Below are 22,095 nucleotides of genomic sequence, written 5' to 3'. Positions count from 1 at the left end.
CAACCCGGCGAAAAATCCGGGCTAACGGAGTAACTGTCCGGCCGGCCGCGTTGCCAGCGGCCTGCGGCGCACGATCCTCGGCCACCAGAACCACGGCCCCATCAGGGCGGCGATCGCCGGCGTCATGAATGCCCGCACCACCAGGGTGTCGAACAACAGGCCGAGTCCGATCGTCGTACCCACCTGGGCGACCACCACCATGGCGCTGACCGACATCGAGATCATCGTGAACGCGAACACCAGTCCAGCGGCCGTCACCACCGACCCGCTACCGCCCATCGCGCGGATGATGCCGGTGTTGATCCCGGCGGGTATCTCCTCTTTCATCCGGGCGACCAGCAGCAGGTTGTAGTCGGCGCCCACCGCCAACAGGATGATGACCGCCATCGCCATCACCATGAACTGCAGTTCGATGCCCAGGATGTGCTGCCAGAGCAGCACCGACAGCCCGAATGACGCCCCGAGGGACAGCACGACGGTGCCGACGATCACGGCCGCGGCCACGATGGCGCGAGTGATGATCAACATGATGATGAAGATCAGCGACAACGCGGCGACGCCGGCGATCAGCAAGTCGTACTCGTTGCCTTCCTGCATGTCCTTGAACGCCGATGCGGTGCCACCCAGATAGACCTGCGATCCCTCCAGTGGCGTGCCCTTGATGGCCTCGAACACGGCGTTCTTGATCGCGTCGATCCGGTTGATGCCGTCGGCCGACAGCGGGTCTTCCTCATGGGAGATGATGAACCGGGCCGCATGGCCGTTGGGGGAGATGAAGTTCTTTATGCCGCGCTTGAATTCGTCGTTGTCGAAGATCTCCGGCGGCAGGTAGAACGTGTCGTCGTTGAGTGAATCGTTGAACGCGGCGCCCATCGCCGCCTGGTTCTCGCTCAACGCGGCCTGCTGATCCAGCTGACCAGCCTGGGTGGCCTGCTGGGTCAGCATCATGATCCGCATCCGCTTCATCGACTCGATCGTCGGACGCATCAGCGAAACCATTTGTGGCATCATCGCGTCCAGTCGATGCATATCGGGCAGCAGTTCCTGGATGTCGTCGACCATGGTGTCGACCCCATCCAGCGTGTCGAACGTCGAGCGCAACGCCCAGCACAGCGGGATGTCGTAGCAGTGCGGCTCCCAGTACAGGTAATTACGGATCGGCCGGAAGAAGTCGTCGAACTCGGCGATGTGGTTGCGCAGGTCGGCGATGTCGAGGGCCATCTCGTCCATCTTGGTCACCATGCCGTGCATGGTGCCGCTCATCTCCTCCATCAAGTTGATCATCTGCGTCATCGTGTTGATGGTCTTCTGCATGTCCTCGCCCTGAACGAGCATGTCGGCCATGCGGTCCTCCATATAGGACCGGTTCATCGTCTGGTTGGTTCCGCCCATGCTGATCTGGGCCGGAATCGTGCTGTACTCCAATGGTTTTCCTGCCGGGCGGGTGATCGACTGCACCCGGCCGATGCCCGGAACCTTGGCGATGGCCTTGCTGATCCGTTCGATCACCAGGAAGTCGGCCGAGTTGCGGAGATCCTGGTCGGTCTCGAGCAACACCAGCTCGGGGTTCATCCTGGCGATCGGAAAGTGCCGCTCCGCCGCCGCGAAGCCCTCGTTGGCCGGCAGGTCGGCCGGCAGATACTTGCGGTCGTTGTAGTTCGGCTGGTAGCCGGGCAGCGTGATCAGCCCGATCAAGGCGATCATGATCGTCGAGAACAGAATGCCGCCGGGCCAGCGCACCACGGCTGCTCCCAGCTTGCGCCAGAACCGAATCCGCATGGCCCGCTTCGGTTCGAGTAGGCCGAAGCGGCTGGCCACCGTGACGATCGCCGCGCCCAGTGTCAGCGCCGACACCACCGCGACGACCATCCCGACCGCCAGCGGAACGCCCAGCGACTGGAAATACGGCAACCGGGTGAAGGACAGGCAGAACGTCGCGCCCGCGATGGTCATGCCCGAGCCCAGCACCACATGGGCGGTGCCGTGGTACATCGTGTAGTAGGCGTCTTCGCGGCTCTCCCCGATTGATCGGGCCTCCTGGTATCGCCCGATCAGGAATATCGCGTAGTCGGTCGTCGCGGCTATCGCCAGGGTGACGAGCAATTGGGTCGCGAATGGTGACAGACCGATCAGGTTGTGATAACCCAGGAATGCCACTGCGCCGCGGGTGACCGTCAGGCCCAGGATCAGCATCACCAGGACGAGGCCGACCGTGACGATCGACCGGTAGAAGAACAGCAGCATGGTCAGGATGACGGCGATGGTGGTGATCTCGATGATCCGGATGCTCTTGTCGCCGGCGAGCTGCTGGTCGGCCTGCAGCGCCGGGCCGCCGGTAACGAACACCTTCACTCCCGGCGGCGGGGACAGGCCCCTGACGATCTTCTGGACCGCTTCGACCGATTCGTTGCCGAGCGTCTCGCCCATGTTCCCGGCCAGGGCCACCTGCACGTAGACGGCTTTCCCGTCGGCGCTCAGCGCACCGGCCTCGGTCAGCGGATCACCCCAGAAGTCCTGGATGTGCTGGACGTGCGTGGTGTCGGCCCGAAGCTTGCCGACCATGTCGATATAGAAGCGACGTGCATCGTCACCCAGTGGGTTGTCGCCCTCGAGGACGATCATCGCCGAGCTGTCGGAGTCAGATTCTTCGAAGACCTTGCCCGAGCGCATCATGGCGATGACCGACGGCGCGTCCTTGGGGGACATCGAGACCGCCCGCAGCTTGCCGACTTCTTCCAGCTGTGGCACGACCGAGTTCAGGACGATGATGAGGCCGATCCACGCAAGGATGATCGGCACCGCCAATCGGCGGATCCACTTGGCCAAAGCCGCTCGCTGCGGCTGCTCTGCGGCGACTGCCTGCACTTGGGTCGGGGCGCTCACCAGGCCCAGGTCCTCACTGTGGTGCGAATTACTTAGACAGTCATACCAGACGTGGGGGTGTCAGGGTGCGGTCGTCAACGTCGTTCTACCCGGCCGCGCAGGCCGGCGGCCCGGCCGGCTAGAGGCCGGTGAGGTCGTCGGGCACGTCGACGGCGTATTCCCGCAACGTCTCCAACGGGACGATCTCCAGAGACCGTTCATGGGTACAGGCCAGCACCACCGGTGCGGCGTGCCCGTCGGTGTGGGCGCGCAGCCAGTTCAGCGCCGTCACGCACCATCGGTCGCCGGCCACCAGCCCGGGGAAGCGGTACTGGGGCATCGGGGTGGACAGGTCGTTGCCGATCGAGCGCTGGTGGTCGAGGAACTCGGCGGTCACGACCGCGCAGATGGTGTGCCGGCCGACATCGTCCGGGCCGGTCGAACAGCAGCCATCGCGGTAGAAGCCCGTCATCGGGTCGGTCCCGCACGGTTGTAGCGGGCCGCCCAGCACGTTGCGATCTGCCATCGTGCCAGTATCCGGCGCTTCGGGAAACGACGCTGCGGGTCAGTCGGTATTGACGGCGACGGATCCGCAGCGGCGCCGGCTACCGGGCGGCGCGGTTACGCCAGCCGCGATACCCGTGATGGGCGGCGAATGCTCCGATGATGGCCGTGATGCACCAGACCGCGATCGCGGCGTAGGCCAGCGGCGAGGAGAGGTCCGAGATCGACGCCCCCAAGGCGGTGTACACGAACGCCCGGGGCGCCGATCCGATGAACGCCCCGATCGCCATCTGCCACAACGGCATCCCGAAGGCGCCGAAGGCATACGAGGCCAACGCGTCGGAGATACCCGGTACGAAGCGCTGGCCCACCACCGCCCACAACCCGCGGCGCTGGACCTGCGCGTCGATCCGTGCCGACCAGTCCGCTCCGAGCAGCACGCGGGCGCTGTCCCGGCCCGCTCGCCTGCCGAGCGTGGCGGCGATCAGCGCCGTCAGGACCGTCGAGGCCAGCGTCACCAGGGTGCCCAGCACCGGCCCGAACAACACGCCGCTGCCGGCGGCCAGCAGCGGACCCGGGACGAACACCGCGGCCAGCATCGCCGATACCGTGAGATAGACCAGGGGAGCGACGGGTCCCGTCGCCGCCACCGCATCGCGAACCTGTCCCACGTCGATCACCCTGGACACCGCCACCAGATAGAACAGGCTCAGCAGTACGACCACGAAGAGCGCCAGCCGCAGGAGGTGCGGCCACCGGCGAACGGCCGGCGGATGGGTGTCGTCGAGCATGGTGAGCCTCATTGTCCCCGACGGCACCCCGGCCTGATCAGTCCTTGTAGTAGACGATCTGGTGGCTGGTTGCCAGCAGGGTCGCGTCGCGGCCCCAGATCTGTGCGGTCTGATCGAAGTACCCGCGAGCGAAGCGCTGGGCGTGTGCGCTGGCCAGGACATAGTCGGTGCCCTGTCGGGCCAGCTCCGCACCGTCGACATGGAAGTACGTCGTCAGTGAGATGGTGCCGGCCGGCAGCATGCGCCCGCGGCGCAGAAACACCCGCGGATAGAACACATCGCTGAGTGCGCTGAGCGCGGCGAAGTCGAGCGCCCGGGCGGGACGCTGACGTACCCACAGCGTCGTGGTGGACGAGGTGCTTTCGCTCGCCACGGCCGGTACTTCACCCGCGACATACCGCATTTCGTAGTTGCGCATCCAGCGCACACCCTCGGGAAGGATTGCCCGCGGCAGGCCTTCTGGATCCGGAGCCGCGGGCATCGTCGCCTCGGTGTCGGACCAGGCGTCGCGGCGGATCCCGAAGACCGCGGTGGCGGTCGTGGTGACGCCATGTTCCTGGGCGACCTCGACGGTCCAGTGCTGATTGGTCCGGTTGGTGCGCACGGCGCGCAGCGCGATGTCGAAACTGCCGTCGCCGACCGGGACGAGGTAGTTGACGGTCAGGGCGACGGGTTGGCCGATCCGGTCCGGGTGGTCCTCGATCGCCCGCACGATCGCGGCGGCGGTCACTCCGCCGAACGGACCCACCATGTTGGCGTACTCGGGGGTGGTCTGCCCACGGTAGCTTCCGATACCGTTGTGCGCCAGGCGAATTGCGGTGTCGAATGCGTGGGTGGCGGTCATCGGCTCGTCCTTCCGGGTTTGGCGGGGCGGGCACCCGGGCCTGGTCTCGGCTCGGTGTCGTACGCGGTGAGGGGGGTCTGGTCGGCGCTGCACCGCAGTGTCAGCTCGACGGGTTGGCCGCACTCGCGGTGGACGACCTCGACCGGTGGTCCGGCCGGGTCTGCCGCCCACTTGTCGCCCCAGTGCATCAACGCGATCACGGCGGGCAGCAGGTCGCGGCCCTTCTCGGTGAGCCGGTACTCGTGGCGTTCCCGCTGGCCGGGATCCTGGTACGGCACCCGTCGCAGCACGCCCGCCTCGACCAGGGTGTTGAGCCGGTCGGTCAGGACTTGGCGGGGGCAGCCGATGCGGGCCTGGAACAACTCGAACCGTCGCGCGCCGTAGAAGGCCTCCCGCAGGACCAGCAGAGTCCACTTCTCGCCGACGATGTCCAGTGCCCGCTTGACCGAACAGTTTTCGGCGCTGAGCAGGTCGCGGGCGGGGGGCACGCTCGCCAGCCTAGCAGAGTCTGAATTCTAGACTCAGAAGGGAACGTCACTGCACCGGTGGCCCCGGGGGGCCGGGCTCAGACCAGTGTGGCCTTCAACGAGGACAGGTCGGTCTCCATCAGCACGACGTTGTAGTTGCCCCACAGCGACATATTCCAGTAGAGGGTGCTGTCATCGGGGTCGCCGTTGTTGTCGACCAGCTTGTCGGTGCCCGACCACGGATGAATCATCGGGGCGTAAAGACCCGGGTACGTCGTCGAGGTCGCCACGGTGATCGGTGTCGACCACTCGCCGTTGGGTACGTCGGCGTAACGCAGCTGGATGTTGTTCTTTCCGTCGGCGTACATCATCACGTACTTGCCCAGGTATTCGTTGTACTGGACCGACATCTCGCTGACGTTGCCGCCTGTTTTGGCGCCGAACAGACCGCCGAGCATCCCACCGAACACGCGGGGGTTGTTGGCCCAGTCGATGATCGGCCCGAAAAGGCCTGCGGAATGGGTGGAATCGCCGATGATCGGGGTGGCGGCCACGGGTTTGCCCGTGACCCAATCGGTTCCGTTCCAGTACTCGTACTTGGCGAGATTCGTCACGTCGTCGACGGCGACCCGGGACAGGTAGGCCGAGCCGGCGCGCCCCGACGGCGTGCCGAACGCGTACAGGTACTGGGTATCGCCCTCGGCGACCTGATCGGCGGGTTCCAGCACGTAGGCCGCCTGCTGGAAGTTCTGGTTACCCGGAACGTACGGCCTGGATGACCCGAACCAGCTCGCCGAGCGGATGGTCGATGACTGCAGCACCCACTTGTCGGTGTCCTCGTCGTACATTGAGACAGCCGAATAGTTGGTGGTCCACCGGCCGGGGGTGTCCCACGACCTGACCGACATGTAGTTGACGTATTGCTCGTCGTTCACCGAAACGGCCGAGGTGGGGATGATCGTGACCTCGGATCCGAAGATCGGGAATAGCGCGCCGGCGGAGCTCGGGATGAACTGGTAGGCGTAGCCGGTCTTCAACAGCGTCAGCCCGTTGGTCAGGTTGGTGTCGGTGCTCAGCAGCAGGACGTTGGAGCGCCAGTCGCCGGTCATGTTCGGCCCGCTGAAGGTGTCCCCGAAGGCCAGCTGGATCTTGCCGGTCAGCCCGTTCTCCCACATGATTCCGAGGTCGGTGCCCCAGATTCCCAAGCTGGCGGTGTTGTTGGTCTGCGGCCACCCGATCCCGGGGTAGGCGGTGTTGGACTGACCCGTCACCCACCCGACCGGCGATGAGGCGAGGCTGCTTGGCGGGGAGGTCACCACGGCGGCCGTGGAAACCACGGCGGCTGACGACACGGAGGCCGCGGCGGGCGCGGTTACCCGCCGGCCCGAGGTCGCCAACCCCGACGCGGCGGCCACAGCGGGGGAGTCCGGGGAATCACCGCCGCCCACCGGTGTGAGGCCGACCGCGGACAGCAATCGGGCGGCGGCCCGCACCGGGGAGGGCGTCGCCGGGGCGCTGACTGCGCTCGCCCGTGCCACCGAGGCGGCGGCGGGTGCCGTCACCGTGCTCGAGCTGGCGGTGCTGGAGACGGTGCGGGTCCTGACTTTGGTCGACGTGCGGGGCGAGTGGGCCTTGGGCTTGGGTTTCGCCGATGACGGGGAACCGGTGCCGGCCGACTTGTTGGCCGACGAACTTGGCGTCGACGAGCCCGAATCCCCGGAGCCCCCGGTGTCCGCCCATGCCGCACCGGCGCCGGCGAGGATCGCCACCCCCACACCCAGGCCCACAGCGAGGCCGCCGAGGCGACCCACATACGCCGAGGCATTGTTCGTCGGACCCATCACTTCCCCCTTGGTCGGCTCGGTTCCAGCCACCGACTCGATCGCAAACCCCCCGGCCTGCGTACTGATGCGAATGCGGTCAGTGTTCTGAGCAGACGGTACCGCATCTGGCAAACCTCATGGCCCACTCTGGTCACAAGTCTGCAAACAAATTCACACCTCAAGCGGTTGCGAGAAGCCAGCCGGTATCGGCGATCACGGTCGTCAGGCCCCGATTTCGGCGAATCCGTACGAGACCATCACGCCGCAAGAGAGGAAACTTCGCAGGTTGCCATTTCACGGCATGTCTGGGACCATTTTCGCCTGAACAGGCATTCAGGCCTATCTACGGCTCCGACGAGGGCGGGTTCACTGCTTTCTGGACAAGGAATCTCATGAGTTCACCCTCGGTTGGTGCCCGCATTGCCGCAGTTGCCGCTCTGCTCACCATGGCCTCGTTCGTCGCTTCGTGCAGCACGGCCGAGCCCCCCGCGCCACCGTCGTCAACGACGACAACCACGCCGTCGACCAGTGCGCCGGCAGTGCCCACCGACAAGGAGCTCAGCCCCTCCAACCCGAACAGTTTCAGCCCAACGGTCATCGCGCCGCCGGCGCCGACCGAGTCGGGCGGCCACCATCATCACGGTCTCAACGGGATAGGGTGAGCTCCCGCGCGATCGCGGCGTGATAGCGGTCGATGTTGGCCGGGTTGACGATTCGGAAAAACGCGTCGGGCATCGGGGCTTCCTTGGGCGCCTCGATGGTCATTGTGCGGGTGAACAAGGTGATGCCCTCACCGGGTGCAGTGAAGTGGTACTGGACGGTGATCCGGCCTTCCATGCCACCATTGCCCTCCCGGTCGTGGCCGAGCCGGCCCACCGAGTTGAACACCCACAATGTGGGGCGCACGGCCATGGCCAGGTGCCAGGTGAAGATGCGGTCCCCATCGGGGCCACCTTCCTCCCAGGTGTCGCCGATCGCCAGCGGCAGCGTGTCGAGCTTGCCCACATAGTTGCTACCGGGATACGTCTTGGTCCAGTTGGCGGGATTGGTGACGAAATCGTAGAGCGTCTCCGGTGACTGGCTGAAGGCCGTCTCCGAGCTCGTGGTCACGATGCCCAATTGCGTTGCCTTTCTTGTGTGCTGTGCGGGCAGTTTACACTTTCATGCGAATTTGTAACTGCACGGTATCTAGTGGCGGTATGGTCCAATGGTGCGTTCGGTGGTGCGCTTCGGCGCTCATGTTGGCCGCGGTGTGCGGCGCCTTGCCCTCGACACGGCTCTGGGCGGTCGAAGGTCGTTCCCGCGCCGAATCGGTGACCTCACGCCGGCGACGCTGTCGACGATCATCGGCCGACGCGTTGAGTCGGTGACCCATCTGGACGGCACGGCAGGCACGTCGAGCCGGGTGCGGCTCGGACTCACCGGTGATGACGTGCCGTCCTCGGTGTTCGTGAAGATGTCCGCGGCCACCGCCGGTATCCGGATGCTGGGAGAACTGGCCGGCTTGGGGGAGACCGAATCCCGGTTCTACCGCGAGCTGGCGCCCGAACTTCCTGCCGGCGTTCCGCGTGCGTACGGTTCGGCGTTCGACAAGCTCACCGGGCGCTACATCGTCGTGCTCGAGGACATGGCGACCTCGCCGTGTCAGTTCCCCGACACCTTGCACCCACTGGCAGGCGATCAAATGGCGCAACTCGTCGAGGTGTTGGCCGGCCTGCACGCGACGTTCTGGGGCCGGTTGCCGCAAAAGCGCGGTGGCGGTGATCGATTCGGCTGGCTGCTGGCGCCCTCGGATGACCCGGCAAACCTGATGACGCCCTCGGTGATGCGGATGTCGGCACGCCGGCTGGCTCGTTCCACGTCGATACCGGTGTACGCCGGCCGCTACATCTGGGAGCACTTCGCGGCAGCCACCGCCACGATCGACAGCGGACCGCACACCGTCCTGCACGGTGACTCCCATCCCGGGAACACCTACTTCCGCGGCGGCCGGGCCGGCCTGCTGGACTGGCAGGTCGTCCGCCGCGGCCACCCTTCCCGCGACCTCGCGTACGCGATCGTCCTGGGCACGCCGGCCGGCGACCGGCTCGGTGTCGAACGCGACCTGCTCGATGCCTACCGCAGCGCACTGGCGACCCAGGGTGGACCACAGCTGGATCGCGACGAGTTGTGGACCCGCTATCGGCAAGCCGTTGTGCACCCGTATGTTTCGAGTCTGGCGACCGCCGGACTCGGCGGATTGCAAGACGACGGGGTCGCTTTGGAGGGCCTGCGCCGCGCGGTGACCGCGCTGGAGGAACTCGATACCGTCGCCGCACTGCAGCGGGCGGGCTGACCCGAACGCCGGGCCGATCCGTCAGGTCGAGCTACCGGGCGCGTCAACCCCGACCGACGGCCGGTCCGTGGAATCCCTTGGTGACGGCCACGATTGCGGAAACGGGCGCTGACGCACCCGTTGCGGCCACCAGAACCAGCGCCCGAGGAGAGCCGCGATCGCCGGTGTCATGAACGAACGGACCACGAGAGTGTCGAACAACAGGCCCAAGGCGATCGTCGTTCCGACCTGACCGCCGACCACCAGCGGACTGATCGCCATGGAGCCCATGGTGAACGCGAAGACCAGTCCGGCAGACGTCACCACCGAACCGCTGCCCGCCATCGACCGGATGATCCCGGTGTTGATTCCGGCATGGATCTCTTCCTTGAACCGGGCGACCAGCAGCAGGTTGTAGTCCGACCCCACCGCCAGCAGGATGATCACCGCCATCGCTATCACCATCCAGTGCAGGGGCTGACCAAGGATGTGTTGCCAGAGCAGCACCGAGAGGCCGAACGAAGCGCCCAGGGACAGCGCGACCGTTCCGACAATCACCGCCGCCGCCACCACACTTCGGGTTAGGACCAGCATGATGATGAAAATCAGTCCCAGCGCTGCGATTCCGGCGATCAGCAGGTCGTAGTTGGCGCCGTGCTGCAGGTCCTTGTACACCGATGCGGTACCGCCGAGGTAGACCTTCGACCCTTCCAGTGGGGTGCCCTTGATCGCCTCGAATGCGGCGTTCTTGATCTTGCCGATGTGCGAGATGCCTTCGGGTGTGGCCGGGTCTCCCTCATGGGCGATGATGAACCGCACCGCTTTTCCGTCCGGTGAGACGAACATCTTCAGGCCGCGTTTGAACTCCGGGTTGTCGAACACCTCGGGTGGCAGATAGAAGGAGTCGTCGTTCTTCGACGCGTCGAAGGCCTGCCCCAGCGCTGTCGCGTTCTGCTGCATGGCGTCCATCTGGTCTTGCAGGCCACTCATGGTGGACTGCATGGTCAGCATGGTGGTCTTCATCGTCTTCATGGTCGCGATCATCGGCGGCATGATCTTGACCATCTTCGGCATCAGGACGTCGAGCCTGTCCATGTCGACGACCATCGCGGCGAGATCGTCACTGAGCGTGTCGATTCCGTCGAGTGAGTCGAAGATCGACCGCATCGACCAGCAAATCGGGATGTCGAAGCAGTGCGGTTCCCAATAGAGGTAGTTGCGGATGGGGCGGAAGAAATCGTCGAAATTGGAGATGTTGTCCCGGATCTCGTTGGTATCGGCGACCATCTGCTTGGTCTTGGTGACCATGTCGTGGGTGATCCCGACCATCTCTTTGGTCAGGGCCAGCATGCGTTCCATCGTGTCGATGGTGACCTGCAGCTCGTCACCCATCTTCAGCATGTCCTTCATGCGGTCTTGTAGATAGGACATGTTCATCGTCTGGTTGGTGCCCTGCATGCTGATGATGAAGGGAATCGAGGTGTGCTCGATCGGGGTACCGAGGGGGCGCGTGATGGTCTGCACCCGGCCGATCCCCGGAATGTGAAAGACCGTCTTGGCGATCCGGTCGATGACCAGCATGTCGGCCGGGTTGCGCACGTCGTGATCGGTCTCGATGAGCAGCAGCTCGGGATTCATCCGGGCTTGCGGGAAGTGCCGGTCGGCGGCCGCGTAGCCCAGGTTGGCGGGGATGTCAGCCGGTAGGTAATTGCGGTCGTTGTAGTTGGTCGTGTAGGACGGCAGCGCGATCAACCCGACCAGGGCCAGGGCAACCGAGGCGACCAGGATCGGTGCGGGCCAGCGCACGACCGACGTTCCCACCCGGCGCCACATGCGGGTGTTCATCTTGCGCTTCGGCTCGAACAGGCCGAAGCGGCCGCCGAGCGCGATCACCGCGGCACCGAGGGTCAGTGCCGCCAGCACGACCACGAGCATGCCGATGGCCAACGGAAAGCCCAGCGACTTGAAGTACGGCATCCGGGTGAAGTGCAGGCAGAACGTCGCACCGGCGATGGTCAGGCCGGAGCCCAGGATCACATGCGCGGTGCCGTGATACATCGTGTAGTAGGCCGTTACGCGGTCTTCGCCGGCCAGTCTCGCCTCGTGGTAGCGGCCAATGAGGAAGATCGCGTAGTCGGTGGACGCCGCGATGGCCAGTGTCGCCAGCAGGTTCACCGCGAATGTCGACAGGCCGATGAACTCGACGTTGCCGAGGAACGCGATGACGCCCCGGGCCGCCGTGAGCTCCAGGAACACCATCAGCAGCACCAGGATGGTGGTGACGATCGAGCGGTAGACCAACAGCAGCATCACGAAGATCACCGCGATGGTCACCATCTCGACCGTCCGGACAGCCGCGTCGCCGACGTTGTGCTGGTCGTGACTCAGCGCCGTCGGGCCGGTGACGTAGACCTTGATTCCGGCCGGGGGCGGATTCGCCTCGACGATCTTCTGGACGGCGTCGATCGACTCGTTGGCCAGGCTCTCGCCCTGGTTGCCGGCCAGGTAGAGCTGGACGTAGGCGGCCTTGCCGTCGGCGCTCTGTGACCCGGCGGCGGTCAGCGGATCGCCCCAGAAATCCTGCACGTGCTCGACGTGCTTGGGATCGGCCTCCAGCTTCTTGATCAAGCCGTCGTAGTAGTGGTGCGCCTCGGCGCCCAGCGGCTGGTCACCCTCCAGCAGGATCATCGCGCTGCTGTTGGAGTCGAATTCCTGGAAGACCTTGCCGACCTGTTTCATGGCCTGCATCGACGGCGCGTCGTCGGGCGACAACGACACCGTGTGTTCCTGGCTGACCTGTTCCAGCGGCGGCACCGCGACGCTCAGGACGACGACCAGCCCGAGCCAGCACAGGATGATCGGTACCGAGAACTTCCGCACCAAGCGGGGAATGATCGGGTGCGCGCCGACGTGATGATTGGTCATGCCGACTTCACCAGGCAGAAGGTCTGGGCGTTGACACCGGTCGAGGTTTTCTCATCCTTGAGCACCCCGTCGACCAGGATGCGGCAGCCGATGGTGTCGGTGTCGCCCTGCGCCACGATGTTGGCGCTGGCGGCCGGGGCGGTTGTGGTGAGGGTGAGCGACCAGGGCAGGGTGATGTCGCGCGCGATCTGCGGCTGTGCGTCGAGGTCGAGGTAGTTGATGGTTGCCACCGCGCCTTCGGGGCCGAAGATCTGATACGTCACCTGCTTGGGGTTGAACGGCTTGGTGTCGTTGGCGAGGCCGCTGCCGGGACGAGTGAGCTCGGTCTTGCCGAAGACTCCGTGAAGTCGGACCACGCCGAACGTGGCGATAGCCACCACGATCAGGATGACCAGCGGTAACCACGCCCGCCTCAGTGCCTTGACCATAGGTTTCCCCGACGAGACTACGACGCCGACACGGACAGCGCGGTGACTCCTTCTGCGCCATTCGTGAGCGTGACCGTCCGTCTCATCTGATCCCCATCTTCATCGCGTCGCGACAGCTTAGCTGATTTACGTAAGAGATTAGCTCACTTAACTGATCGGACGATACCCCCCAGTAGCTCAGGCAATCGATTCGCCTCGGCCATTCGTGCCGGAGGTCACATCGGCTCCGAAATTCCTGCCGGCGTCACGACGTCAATTGTGCGGGATGGCTCGTGCGGCGGTGTTTAGCTGTCCTACAATCAGCGACCATGAACGTTACGAGGCTTGCCATGGCCGCCGTTGCGGCCGTCGCGGCGCCGATCGTGCTGGCCGCGCCGTCGCACGCCGATCCCGACACCGATTTCGCCAACCAGTTGCACACCTTCGGGATCTACGGGCCTCGTGACTACAACGCGTGGATCGGCAAGATCACCTGCAAGCGGTTGGCCACCGGCCTGGATCAGGACACCTACGCCTCCGCCAAATTCATCCTGACCAACCTCCCGCTGGGCAGCACCCAGGCCCAGGCGCTGCAGTTCCTCGGCGCCGCGATCGGCACCTACTGCCCGGATCAGGTCGGCGTACTGCAGAGAGCGGCTGTCGAGTAGCTGCCGATGGCCGGTCCTGTCGATCGGGTTCTCGGTGAGGACGTCCCGGGTGCGCCCGACGAGGTCCGCTCCCACTACGTCGATCTGACCAACATCTCCGACGTGCACCCGTTGGTGGTGGCTGTCGCGAGCCTGTCGCGCACCGATACCGGCGACGGCTATGTGCAGGTTTACCGGGTGCGCGACCGTATCCCGCTGGGCATCCTGACGCTGCCCATCACCTACACGGCGCGGCTCGAGGTGCCGTCGGTCGGTCCGGTCCTGACCCAGGCCCGGCAGTTCCCGGCGGTTCGGCTGGACTCGGTGGTCTCCTTCGACCCGACAGCGGCGGGAACCCGGCTGACCGAACGGATCCGGTTCAGGGCGCCGTGGCCGCTTCTCGGCGTCACGGTCCGCCAGGCGGTTCAGGCCCACAAGGAGATGCTGGCCGGCATCCGCCGCCACTTCGAGGCGCGTACCTAGTTTCCCGGGTCGCTTCGCTCCAACCCGCCGGATCTAACCCGCCGTCTTGCCGTTGTCGACGTTGTACACCGCACCATGCACGGTGACGGCGTCGTCACTGGCCAGGAACGCGATCACCTTCGCCACATCGACCGGCGCCATCATCCCGCGGGGTGCGGCGATCCGCATGATCAGGTTCCAGTCGGCGTCGTCGGGGGTTTTGAAGTCGGTCACCTGCGGGGTGAGCATCCCACCCGGGCACACCACGTTCACCCGCAACTGCTCCTTGGTGAACTCGATGGCCATCGCCCGCGTCATCCCGACCAGCCCGTGCTTGGCGGCGCAGTACGCCGCCGAATAGACCTCGCCCTCGACGCCGGCGATGGAGGCCACGTTGACGATGTTGCCGCCGACCTCCAGCAAGTGCGGCAGGGCGGCCCGGCACAGATAGAACGGCCCGTTGAGGTTGACCGCGAGGTCGTAATCCCAATCCTCGTCGGTCACCGACGCGGTGTGCCGCATCTGGTGAAAGCCCGCCGCGTTCACCAGCACGTCGAGTCTGCCGAATCGCTCGACGCACAGCGCCACCGCGTCCCGGCAGGCCTGCGCGCTGGTGATGTCGACCGACGCATACCCGCCGCCGGGCACCGCGTCGAACACCGACGCCATACGCTCGGCGTCACGGGCGATCCCGAACACCGTCGCGCCCCGCTCGGCGAACAACTGCGCCGTCGCGGCACCCAGGCCCGACGATGCGCCCGTCACCAGGGCGACTTTCCCGTTCAGCTGTGTCATGGCCCGACCCTTTCTGGGGTCTCCACCACGACCGGCCTAGGCGTGGACGTCGCGGAGACCTACCGCGTTGCGCAATCCCGAGCAGTTGTAGCACCCGACACAACCCACGCAGTCGGTGCACCGGACACAACCCACGCACGCCGTACAGCGACGGCATGCGACGCAGGCCAGGCACGCGACGCACTTCCGCAGTCGCACCGACGCAACGGTGAGCACGCTACCGGCGATGAGAGCACTGCCCGCGGTGGCGACCGAGCCGGCGACCAGCGCGCTGCCGGCGGTGGCGATCGAGCCGGCGATGGCCGCGCTGCCCGCGGTGGCGATCGAGCCGGCGATAGCTGCGCTGCCGGCGGTGGCGATGGATCCGGCGACGACTGCGCTGCGCACGGTGGAAACCGAGCCGGCCACGACCGCGCTGTCGGTGGTGGAGACCGCGCCCGCCACAGTCGGCGACTCGGGCGGACTCATGACGGCGAGTGATTTCACCCGACGAGCATGTCAGCTTGCGCGCGGTCGCGCCGGAGGTACGGCGGCAAGCAGGGTGCGGGTGTAGTCCTGCTCGGGTGCGCTGAGTAGGTCGGCGGCCGGCCGGTATTCGACGGCGGCGCCGTCGCACAGCACCAGCACGTCGTGGCTCATCCGCTCAACCACCGCCAGATCGTGGGAGATGAACAGGTAGGTCAACCCCAGCTCGCGCTGTAAATCGGTGAGCAGGTCCAGGACACGGGCCTGCACCGAGACGTCCAGCGACGCCGTCGCCTCGTCGAGGATCACCAGTTCCGGCTCGACCGCCAGCGCGCGAGCGATGCTGACCCGCTGACGTTGACCGCCAGAGAGCTCGTGCGGATAACGTGACGCGAACTCGGCCGGCAACCCGACCAGGTCGAGCAGCTCGGCCACCCGTTCGGCGCGGGCCGGTCGGCTTCGCCGGATCCGATGCACCACAAGGGGTTCGGCAATCGCCGAGCCGATCCGGGCCCGCGGGTTCAGCGCCGAGAACGGGTCCTGAAGGACCAGGCTGATCCGCCGCCGCAGCGCTTTCTCGGCGGTGCCGCGGATGCCGAAAAGGCCCGTCCCGGTCAGCGTGGCCGTGCCCGATCTCGGGATGACCAATCCGGTCAGCGCGCCGGCGACCGTGGACTTACCCGAGCCTGATTCGCCGACCAGGCCCAGTGTGGTGCCACAGCGGATCTGAAACGTCAGATCCTTGACGGCCCGCACCCCGCCGAAATCGACTTCGAGTCCGGCCACGTCCAGCAGCACCTGCGCGTCGGCCGGCGGCGGTGGCGGTCCGCCCGCCCCGATGAGCGGGCGGGCTTCCAGCAGCTGGCGGGTGTAGGCCTCGCGGGGCCGGTCGAACACGTCCAGGACGGGGGCCTGTTCCACGGCGAGGCCGTCCCGCAGCACCGCGACGGTGTCGGCGACCTGACCCACCAGTCCCAGGTCATGGCTGATCCACACCACGGCGGCTCCGAAGTCGCGTTGCAGGTCTTTGACGAGGTCGACGATCTGCGCCTGGGTCGTCACGTCCAGCGCCGTGGTCGGCTCGTCGGCGACGAGCAGTTCGGGATTGCAGGCCAACGCGATCGCGATCATGACCCGTTGCCGCTGGCCGCCGGAGAGCTGATGGGGATAGCTGGTCAGCCGTCGCTCGGCATCGGGCAACCTGACCGCCTCCAGCAACTCGAGGGCTCGCGCTCTGGCCTGTCTGCGGGTCAGGTTGCCGTGCGCCTGCAGCGATTCGGTGATCTGGCGCTCCAGGGTGAGCAGGGGATTGAGCGAGGTGCCCGGATCCTGGAACGCGAACCCGATGCGCCCACCGTGCACGCTGCGCAGCACGCGAGCCGTCGCGCCGACCAGTTGGGTGGCGCCCGAATCACCTTTGGCGGCAATCTCACTGGAGCCCGAGATCACCGCACCCGGGGTGTCCAGCAGCCCGGTGGCGGCCAGCGCGGTCATCGTCTTTCCGGACCCGGATTCGCCGACGATTCCCAACGTCTGCTCGGGCTCGACGTCGAACGAGATACCCCGCACGATCTCTCGCCGCCCGATCCGCACCCGCAGATCATGCACACTGAGCACCGGCGTCATCGGTTGCGCTCCGCTTCGGCCGAGGTGCGCTGCTTGGGATCCAGAACATCTCGCAGCCCGTCACCGAGCAGGTTGAACGCCAGCACGATCAGGAAGATCGCGGCGCCGGGGAAGACGGCCACCCACCACGCCAGCGTGACGAAGCCCTGCGAGTCGAAAATCATCCTGCCCAACGACGGTTGCGGAGGTTGCAGACCCAGCCCCAGAAACGACAGCGCCGCCTCCGCGAGGATCGCGAACGCCAGCGACAACGAGGTCTGCACGATCAGTGGACCGGAGATATTGGGCAATACGTGATGCGCCATGATGTAGCGGTGCGGGCTGCCCATCGAGCGGGACACCGCGATATACGGTTCGACCCGCACTCCCAAAGTACTGGCCCTGGTCACCCGAGCGAAGATCGGCGTGTACACAATGCCGATGGCCAGTATCGTCGTCGTCAAGCCGGGGCCGAGAACGGCGACGATTGCCAACGCCAGCAACAGAACCGGGAAAGCGAACATCACGTCGACACACCGCATGACGACGGTGTCCAGCCATCCGCACCGATAGCCGGCGACCAGTCCCACACTCACCCCGACGACCAAGGCGAACGCGACGCTGACGACGGCCACCAGCAATGAGGCCCGAGCGGCGGCCAGCACCCGGGACGCGACGTCTCGGCCAAGCTCGTCGGTGCCGAACCAATGTGCGCCGCTTGGTGGTTGCAGTGCATTGGGCACGTCGACGTCATTGACGCCGGACGGGGCCAACCAGGGCGCGCCGAGGGCCGCCACGACGATCACCGCCAACAGCACGACGCTGATCGCAGTCACGGGATTGCCGAACAACAGCCGCCAGTTCGACACCCGCGCGGCGTCGTCCGTCGTCGGTTCGGTCATGACAACCGGATCCTGGGATCGACCACCGCGTACAGGACGTCCACCGCGAGGTTGATGAGCAGGAACAACGCCGCGATCAGCAGCACCGCGCCCTGGATCAGGGGGTAGTCGCGGGCCGCGACGGCGGTGTAGGTCAACCGGCCCAGCCCCGGCCAGGCGAACACCACTTCGACGACGATGACACCGCCGAGGATGGTGGCCAGTTGGATACCGGTGATGGTCAGGATCGGAACCAGCGCGTTGCGCACAATGTGCCGTGATGTGATGACCACGGGCGCAAGGCCTTTGGAGCGGGCAGTCCGCACGTGGCCGGCCTCGGCCACGTCCAACACCGCCGAACGGACGTAGCGGGTCATGATCGCGCCGGCCACCAGCCCGACGGTGAGGCCGGGCAGGACGACATGGCGTAACCAGCCCCCGGGATCCTGCAGAAAAGGGCGGTAGCCCGACGTGGGCAACCAACCCAGCGTCGAGGCGAACAATCCGATGAGCAGGATGCCCATCCAGAAGTCGGGGACCGAGACGCCGGATTGGCTTGCCACCCGGACGATCCCGTCACCGATGCGGCCCCGGTGCAGCGCCGCGAAGATACCGGCCGGCAGCGCGATGATCAATGCGATCAGCATGCCCACCACTGCCAGTGACACCGATGCGGGTAGCCGCTCCAGCAGGGTGGCGGTCACTGGTTCGCCGTTGCGGAAACTCACCCCGAGATCGCCGGTCAGCGCGTGGCCGGCATAGGAGAAGAACTGCTCGATCAGGGGCCGGTCCAATCCGCTGGCCGACCGCAGCGCCTGATAGGCCTCGGGTGTGTAGCGGGTGCCCAGCGCGATGCGCACCGGGTCGCCGGGAACAACGTGCACCAGCGCGAAGACCACGATCAGAACACCGATCAACACGACAACCGAATACAACAGCCGGCGCAGCAGGAACCGGATCACGGCGTACTCCCGGTTTCCAACCAGGCGGTGCGGAAGCGCACCGCGCCGTCCCGGCGGGCGGTGTACCCGTGCAGATTCGTCGTCCAGGCCTGGATGACCGACGCGTTGTAGAGGAAGATGTAGCTCACTTTGTCGGCGATGATCGTCGCAGCCCGTGCGTAGTCGTCCTTGCGGACGGTGCGGTCGACCTCGGAGCGCCCGGCGTCCAACAGCCGGTCCACCTCGGGATCGGAGAATTTCTGTGCGTTGCTCGAACCGTCGGTGTGGTGTTGGGCGTAGTAGAAGTCGTCAGGGTCGATGTTGCCCAGCCAACCCATCATCAGCATGTCGAAATGACCGCTGTTCTGTTCGTCGAGCCAGGTGGCGAAGTCGACGGTGCGGATGTTCACGGTGATACCCACCGCCGCAAGGTTGTCGGCGATGATCTGGGCCGCGGTGACCGTCTCCGGGTAGTCACCGGTGACCAGCATGTCCAAGCTCTGGTGGCCGACCCCGGCCTGCCGGAGTAGGTCCGTGGCGCGGCCGACGTCATGCCGATACCGGTCATACGGCGTGTACCACGGGTTGCCTTTGGGAATCGCAAGCTGATTGGCCGTCGCCGTGCCATAGCTGGTGGCTTGCACAATCGCGGCACGGTCGATGGCGTAGGCGATGGCCTGGCGGACCCGCACGTCGTTCCAGGGCTTGCGGGCCTCGTTGAGCGCCAGATACCAGTAGTCGTTGCTCGGTATGACGGCCAGATGGATGGAGTCGTCGCCCTTCAACTGCTCGACGCGCTGCGGAGGAATGTTGTCGGTCCAGTCGATCTCGCCGGCCTGCAGCGCCGACAACGCCGTCGACGGCTCGGAGATGAACCGGAACGTCACACCGGGCAGCTTTGGTGCGGGTCCCCAGTACTTCTTGTTCGCCATCAGGGTGATCGAGTCGCCGCTCTTGCGACCGGCGAACGCGAACGGTCCGGTCCCGACCGGATGTGTTGCGATCTGGCCACTTTCCACATTGTGGCGTTGCACGATCGCCATGCCCTTGAATCCGCCGAGGTTCGTCAGCAGATTGGGAGTCGGCCGCGCCAGCGTGATGACCACGGTGGCGGGATCCGGCGCGCTGACCTCGCGCACGGCGCCGAGCTTGTCGGCGTTGGCCAGCTTGTCGTCGATGATGCGCCGATAGGAATACACGACGTCATCGGCACTGAATGGCGAGCCGTCCTGCCACGTCACCCCGGGGCGCAAGTGAAAGGTCCAGGTGAGGTGATCGGGGGAAACCTGCCACGACTCGGCCAGCGCGGGCTTCATCTCGAGGTTTTCGTCCGGCTCGACGAGCGTGTCGAAGACATTCTCCAGCACCTCGAACGAGAAATACGCGGTGGTTTTCTGCGGATCGAGCTGATCGGGTTCGCCGGCGATCGCGGCGATCAGATTGCCGGCCGACGGCCCGCCCAGATCGACCCGTTGACCCATCGAGCAGGCCGCGAGCACCGCGGCGATTACGAAAACAGCGGTCAGGACCGCTGGTCGTCTCATCTGCTCGTCTCCGGGTCGGGGTCGCGGCGATCGAGTTTCCCGAACCGTTGATCTCCTAAACGCCGAACTGAAATAATCGGCACGGGTCGGGGACCGGAGGGGATATGGCTACCTTAGCGCGTTCGGCAGCCCTGAATGCGTCGCGCTGTCCGCTGCAGTGCAGCCGGCTCGATATCTGCAGCTAGAGCCCCTAGGGCCAAACCCACACAACTGCATCTGATTGCACGTTCATCCAACTGGGTATCGCCACGCAGTGCCCGGTACGGGCGAACCAAGCCCTCGGCGGGGAGAGGAGCGATTGATGCGTACCGTTCCGGGCGCCACCGACCAGGTCGTGGTCGTCGGTGCGGGTCTGTCCGGCCTGTCAGCGGCGCTGCAACTGGCCGGCCGCGGACGCTCGGTCACCGTGCTCGAGCGCCACCCGTTCCCGGGCGGCCGGATGGGCCAAGCCGACATCAACGGCTATCGCATCGATACTGGTCCGACGGTGCTGACCATGCCCGACATCATCGCCGATGCGTTCGACGCGGTCGGCGCCTCGATGACCGACCACCTCGAGCTGTTGCCGGTCGAGCCCGCCTACCGCGCCACCTTCGCCGACGGTAGCGCGCTGGACGTCCATTCCGACGCCGCTGCCATGGCCGCCGCGGTCGAGGAATTCAGCGGCCCCGAGCAGGCCGCCGGTTATCTGCGGCTGCGCGCCTGGCTGACTTCGCTCTACCGGCTGGAGTTCGACGGCTTCATCGCCGCCAACTTCTCCTCGCCGTTGTCATTGCTGACCCCGCAGCTGGCCCGGCTGGCCGCGATCGGCGGGTTCCGCGGCTGGGAACGGATGGTCAGCCGGTTCATCACCGATGAACGCGTGCAGCGGATCTTCACCTTCCAGGCGCTCTATGCGGGCGTTCCGCCACAGCAGGCGCTGGCCGCCTACGCGGTGATCGCCTACATGGACACCGTTGCCGGCGTGTACTTTCCACGCGGCGGTATGCGTGCGGTGCCGGAAGCCATGGCCGCCGCTGCGGCTGCGGCCGGGGTGCGATTCCAGTACGGCGCGACCGTCACCGGGCTGGAGCGCACCGGCTCGCGAGTGACCGCGGTGTGCACCGAGAACGATCGAATTGCTTGTGACGCTGTTGTTCTCACAACCGAACTGCCGCTGACCTACCGGCTGTTGGGGCGTACACCGCGGCGTCCGGTCAGGATTCGCCCGGCCCCGTCGGCGGTCGTCGCCCACGTCGGGGTTCCGGCGGTGGGTGACCGCCTCGCGCACCACAACATCAGCTTCGGTCGCCAGTGGGCCCGCACATTCGATGAGATCATCCGCGACGGCGTGCCGATGAGCGACCCGTCGTTGCTGGTGACCAGGCCGACGGCGGGGGACCCGACCCTCGCCCCGCCTGGCCGCGATCTGCTCTACATCCTCGCTCCGGCGCCGAATCTTGAAGTCGGCGTGCTGGATTGGGATTCGATCGGGGCGAACTACGCCCGTCAGATGGTGGCCACCGCCGCGGCACGGCTGATGCCCGGGCTCGATGCCGAGATTCTCGACGTCGTGACTCCGGCCGACTGGGGCCGCCTGGGCATGGCAGCGGGTACGCCGTTCGCGTTGGCACACACCTTCGCCCAGACCGGGCCGTTCCGGCCCGCCAACATGATTCGCGGTGTCGACAATGCCGTGCTGGCAGGCGGGTCCACGGTCCCGGGCGTGGGCATGCCCACCGCGCTACTGTCCGGCCGGCTGGCCGCCGACCGTGTCACCGGCCACACCGGTGATCGTTACGCCAAGCGCACCATCGTCAGCTCCGGAAGCAGGTAGCG

At 66.1% G+C, this 22,095-nt stretch carries 21 protein-coding genes; 5 read left to right on the top strand and 16 right to left on the bottom strand.

Annotation, left to right across the window (positions count from 1 at the left end):
* Positions 1–21: 21 nt before the first annotated feature.
* The 6 genes from ORI27_RS11605 to ORI27_RS11580 form a co-directional block, all read right to left on the bottom strand.
* Positions 22–2,883 carry an MMPL/RND family transporter gene (locus ORI27_RS11605; protein WP_265996987.1) on the bottom strand — a complete coding sequence of 954 codons (2,862 nt, stop codon included), beginning with the start codon at positions 2,881–2,883 and terminating at the stop codon, positions 22–24.
* A gap of 118 nt (positions 2,884–3,001) precedes the next feature.
* Positions 3,002–3,388 (bottom strand): DUF2237 family protein, encoded by a 387-nt coding sequence (locus ORI27_RS11600; protein WP_265996986.1) that lies wholly within the window; start codon positions 3,386–3,388, stop codon positions 3,002–3,004.
* 79 nt (positions 3,389–3,467) lie between these two features.
* Positions 3,468–4,157 (bottom strand): TVP38/TMEM64 family protein, encoded by a 690-nt coding sequence (locus ORI27_RS11595; protein WP_407666295.1) that lies wholly within the window; start codon positions 4,155–4,157, stop codon positions 3,468–3,470.
* Positions 4,158–4,194: 37 nt separating this feature from the next.
* On the bottom strand, positions 4,195–5,001 hold the full coding sequence (locus tag ORI27_RS11590) for an acyl-CoA thioesterase (protein WP_265996984.1): 807 nt from the start codon (positions 4,999–5,001) through the stop codon (positions 4,195–4,197).
* On the bottom strand, positions 4,998–5,489 hold the full coding sequence (locus tag ORI27_RS11585; protein ID WP_265996983.1) for a winged helix-turn-helix transcriptional regulator: 492 nt from the start codon (positions 5,487–5,489) through the stop codon (positions 4,998–5,000). Before ORI27_RS11585 ends, ORI27_RS11590 begins: the two co-directional genes overlap by 4 nt.
* Before the next feature lie 77 nt (positions 5,490–5,566).
* On the bottom strand, positions 5,567–6,805 hold the full coding sequence (locus ORI27_RS11580; RefSeq protein ID WP_265996982.1) for a DUF4185 domain-containing protein: 1,239 nt from the start codon (positions 6,803–6,805) through the stop codon (positions 5,567–5,569).
* Here ORI27_RS11580 and ORI27_RS11575 point away from each other — a divergent pair.
* Positions 6,795–7,400 (top strand): hypothetical protein, encoded by a 606-nt coding sequence (locus ORI27_RS11575; RefSeq protein ID WP_265996981.1) that lies wholly within the window; start codon positions 6,795–6,797, stop codon positions 7,398–7,400. The two genes, ORI27_RS11580 and ORI27_RS11575, sit on opposite strands and share 11 nt — an antisense overlap.
* 234 nt (positions 7,401–7,634) lie before the next feature.
* Here the strand turns inward: ORI27_RS11575 and ORI27_RS33000 are convergent, their stop codons facing one another.
* Positions 7,635–7,889 (bottom strand): hypothetical protein, encoded by a 255-nt coding sequence (locus ORI27_RS33000; RefSeq protein WP_323055597.1) that lies wholly within the window; start codon positions 7,887–7,889, stop codon positions 7,635–7,637.
* A gap of 47 nt (positions 7,890–7,936) precedes the next feature.
* Positions 7,937–8,410, bottom strand: coding sequence for an SRPBCC family protein (locus ORI27_RS11565; protein ID WP_265996979.1), 474 nt, complete (start codon positions 8,408–8,410; stop codon positions 7,937–7,939).
* A gap of 88 nt (positions 8,411–8,498) precedes the next feature.
* On the opposite strand from ORI27_RS11565, the gene ORI27_RS11560 reads away from it, so the two are divergent.
* Positions 8,499–9,626 (top strand): phosphotransferase family protein, encoded by a 1,128-nt coding sequence (locus tag ORI27_RS11560; RefSeq protein WP_407666284.1) that lies wholly within the window; start codon positions 8,499–8,501, stop codon positions 9,624–9,626.
* 21 nt (positions 9,627–9,647) lie between these two features.
* Here the strand turns inward: ORI27_RS11560 and ORI27_RS11555 are convergent, their stop codons facing one another.
* A complete protein-coding gene (locus ORI27_RS11555; RefSeq protein WP_265996977.1) occupies positions 9,648–12,530 on the bottom strand; it encodes an MMPL/RND family transporter in 2,883 nt (960 codons plus the stop codon).
* Entirely contained in the window at positions 12,527–12,958 is a 432-nt protein-coding gene (locus ORI27_RS11550) for an MmpS family transport accessory protein (RefSeq protein ID WP_265996976.1), read from the bottom strand. The genes ORI27_RS11555 and ORI27_RS11550 overlap by 4 nt, the downstream gene beginning before the upstream one ends.
* 308 nt (positions 12,959–13,266) lie before the next feature.
* On the opposite strand from ORI27_RS11550, the gene ORI27_RS11545 reads away from it, so the two are divergent.
* Positions 13,267–13,605 carry a DUF732 domain-containing protein gene (locus ORI27_RS11545; protein ID WP_265996975.1) on the top strand — a complete coding sequence of 113 codons (339 nt, stop codon included), beginning with the start codon at positions 13,267–13,269 and terminating at the stop codon, positions 13,603–13,605.
* A 6-nt stretch (positions 13,606–13,611) separates the two neighbouring features.
* Positions 13,612–14,067 (top strand): SRPBCC family protein, encoded by a 456-nt coding sequence (locus tag ORI27_RS11540; RefSeq protein ID WP_265996974.1) that lies wholly within the window; start codon positions 13,612–13,614, stop codon positions 14,065–14,067.
* Between the two features lie 33 nt (positions 14,068–14,100).
* Here ORI27_RS11540 and ORI27_RS11535 read toward each other — a convergent pair whose 3' ends face one another.
* The 6 genes from ORI27_RS11535 to ORI27_RS11510 are packed head-to-tail and all read right to left on the bottom strand — an operon-like array spanning position 14,101 to position 20,277.
* Positions 14,101–14,841 (bottom strand): SDR family NAD(P)-dependent oxidoreductase, encoded by a 741-nt coding sequence (locus ORI27_RS11535; RefSeq protein WP_265996973.1) that lies wholly within the window; start codon positions 14,839–14,841, stop codon positions 14,101–14,103.
* A 36-nt stretch (positions 14,842–14,877) separates the two neighbouring features.
* A complete protein-coding gene (locus ORI27_RS11530) occupies positions 14,878–15,309 on the bottom strand; it encodes a hypothetical protein (RefSeq protein ID WP_265997141.1) in 432 nt (143 codons plus the stop codon).
* Positions 15,310–15,339: 30 nt separating this feature from the next.
* Complete coding sequence (locus ORI27_RS11525; RefSeq protein WP_265996972.1) at positions 15,340–16,932, bottom strand: dipeptide ABC transporter ATP-binding protein; 1,593 nt, start codon at positions 16,930–16,932, stop codon at positions 15,340–15,342.
* Positions 16,929–17,813: an ABC transporter permease gene (locus ORI27_RS11520; protein WP_265996971.1), complete on the bottom strand. Its 885-nt coding sequence runs from the start codon at positions 17,811–17,813 to the stop codon at positions 16,929–16,931. Before ORI27_RS11520 ends, ORI27_RS11525 begins: the two co-directional genes overlap by 4 nt.
* Positions 17,810–18,751: an ABC transporter permease gene (locus tag ORI27_RS11515; protein ID WP_265997140.1), complete on the bottom strand. Its 942-nt coding sequence runs from the start codon at positions 18,749–18,751 to the stop codon at positions 17,810–17,812. Before ORI27_RS11515 ends, ORI27_RS11520 begins: the two co-directional genes overlap by 4 nt.
* Positions 18,751–20,277: an ABC transporter substrate-binding protein gene (locus ORI27_RS11510; protein WP_265996970.1), complete on the bottom strand. Its 1,527-nt coding sequence runs from the start codon at positions 20,275–20,277 to the stop codon at positions 18,751–18,753. The genes ORI27_RS11515 and ORI27_RS11510 overlap by 1 nt, the downstream gene beginning before the upstream one ends.
* Before the next feature lie 301 nt (positions 20,278–20,578).
* Here ORI27_RS11510 and crtI point away from each other — a divergent pair, with 301 nt between their 5' ends.
* Positions 20,579–22,093 (top strand): phytoene desaturase family protein, encoded by a 1,515-nt coding sequence (gene crtI, locus ORI27_RS11505; RefSeq protein ID WP_265996968.1) that lies wholly within the window; start codon positions 20,579–20,581, stop codon positions 22,091–22,093.
* Positions 22,094–22,095 lie beyond the last annotated feature (2 nt).

Origin of the sequence: Mycobacterium pinniadriaticum (assembly GCF_026242045.1) — a bacterium.
In the GTDB taxonomy this organism is placed as follows: Bacteria; Actinomycetota; Actinomycetes; order Mycobacteriales; family Mycobacteriaceae; genus Mycobacterium; species Mycobacterium pinniadriaticum.
Note: the sequence above shows the minus strand (reverse complement) of the source record. Positions and strands in the feature narration are given on the sequence as shown.

What these genes read in the sequence shown, in the direction of transcription:
- ORI27_RS11545 (WP_265996975.1), top strand. Translation starts at nt 13,267, where the DNA reads ATGAACGTTACGAGGCTTGCCATGGCCGCCGTTGCGGCCGTCGCGGCG.
- ORI27_RS11555 (WP_265996977.1), bottom strand. Translation starts at nt 12,530, where the DNA reads ATGACCAATCATCACGTCGGCGCGCACCCGATCATTCCCCGCTTGGTG.
- ORI27_RS11600 (WP_265996986.1), bottom strand. Translation starts at nt 3,388, where the DNA reads ATGGCAGATCGCAACGTGCTGGGCGGCCCGCTACAACCGTGCGGGACC.
- ORI27_RS11540 (WP_265996974.1), top strand. Translation starts at nt 13,612, where the DNA reads ATGGCCGGTCCTGTCGATCGGGTTCTCGGTGAGGACGTCCCGGGTGCG.
- ORI27_RS11560 (WP_407666284.1), top strand. Translation starts at nt 8,499, where the DNA reads ATGGTGCGTTCGGTGGTGCGCTTCGGCGCTCATGTTGGCCGCGGTGTG.
- crtI (WP_265996968.1), top strand. Translation starts at nt 20,579, where the DNA reads ATGCGTACCGTTCCGGGCGCCACCGACCAGGTCGTGGTCGTCGGTGCG.
- ORI27_RS11535 (WP_265996973.1), bottom strand. Translation starts at nt 14,841, where the DNA reads ATGACACAGCTGAACGGGAAAGTCGCCCTGGTGACGGGCGCATCGTCG.
- ORI27_RS11510 (WP_265996970.1), bottom strand. Translation starts at nt 20,277, where the DNA reads ATGAGACGACCAGCGGTCCTGACCGCTGTTTTCGTAATCGCCGCGGTG.
- ORI27_RS11520 (WP_265996971.1), bottom strand. Translation starts at nt 17,813, where the DNA reads ATGACCGAACCGACGACGGACGACGCCGCGCGGGTGTCGAACTGGCGG.
- ORI27_RS11550 (WP_265996976.1), bottom strand. Translation starts at nt 12,958, where the DNA reads ATGGTCAAGGCACTGAGGCGGGCGTGGTTACCGCTGGTCATCCTGATC.
- ORI27_RS11525 (WP_265996972.1), bottom strand. Translation starts at nt 16,932, where the DNA reads ATGACGCCGGTGCTCAGTGTGCATGATCTGCGGGTGCGGATCGGGCGG.
- ORI27_RS11530 (WP_265997141.1), bottom strand. Translation starts at nt 15,309, where the DNA reads ATGAGTCCGCCCGAGTCGCCGACTGTGGCGGGCGCGGTCTCCACCACC.
- ORI27_RS11595 (WP_407666295.1), bottom strand. Translation starts at nt 4,157, where the DNA reads ATGCTCGACGACACCCATCCGCCGGCCGTTCGCCGGTGGCCGCACCTC.
- ORI27_RS33000 (WP_323055597.1), bottom strand. Translation starts at nt 7,889, where the DNA reads ATGACCGTTGGGCTGAAACTGTTCGGGTTGGAGGGGCTGAGCTCCTTG.
- ORI27_RS11590 (WP_265996984.1), bottom strand. Translation starts at nt 5,001, where the DNA reads ATGACCGCCACCCACGCATTCGACACCGCAATTCGCCTGGCGCACAAC.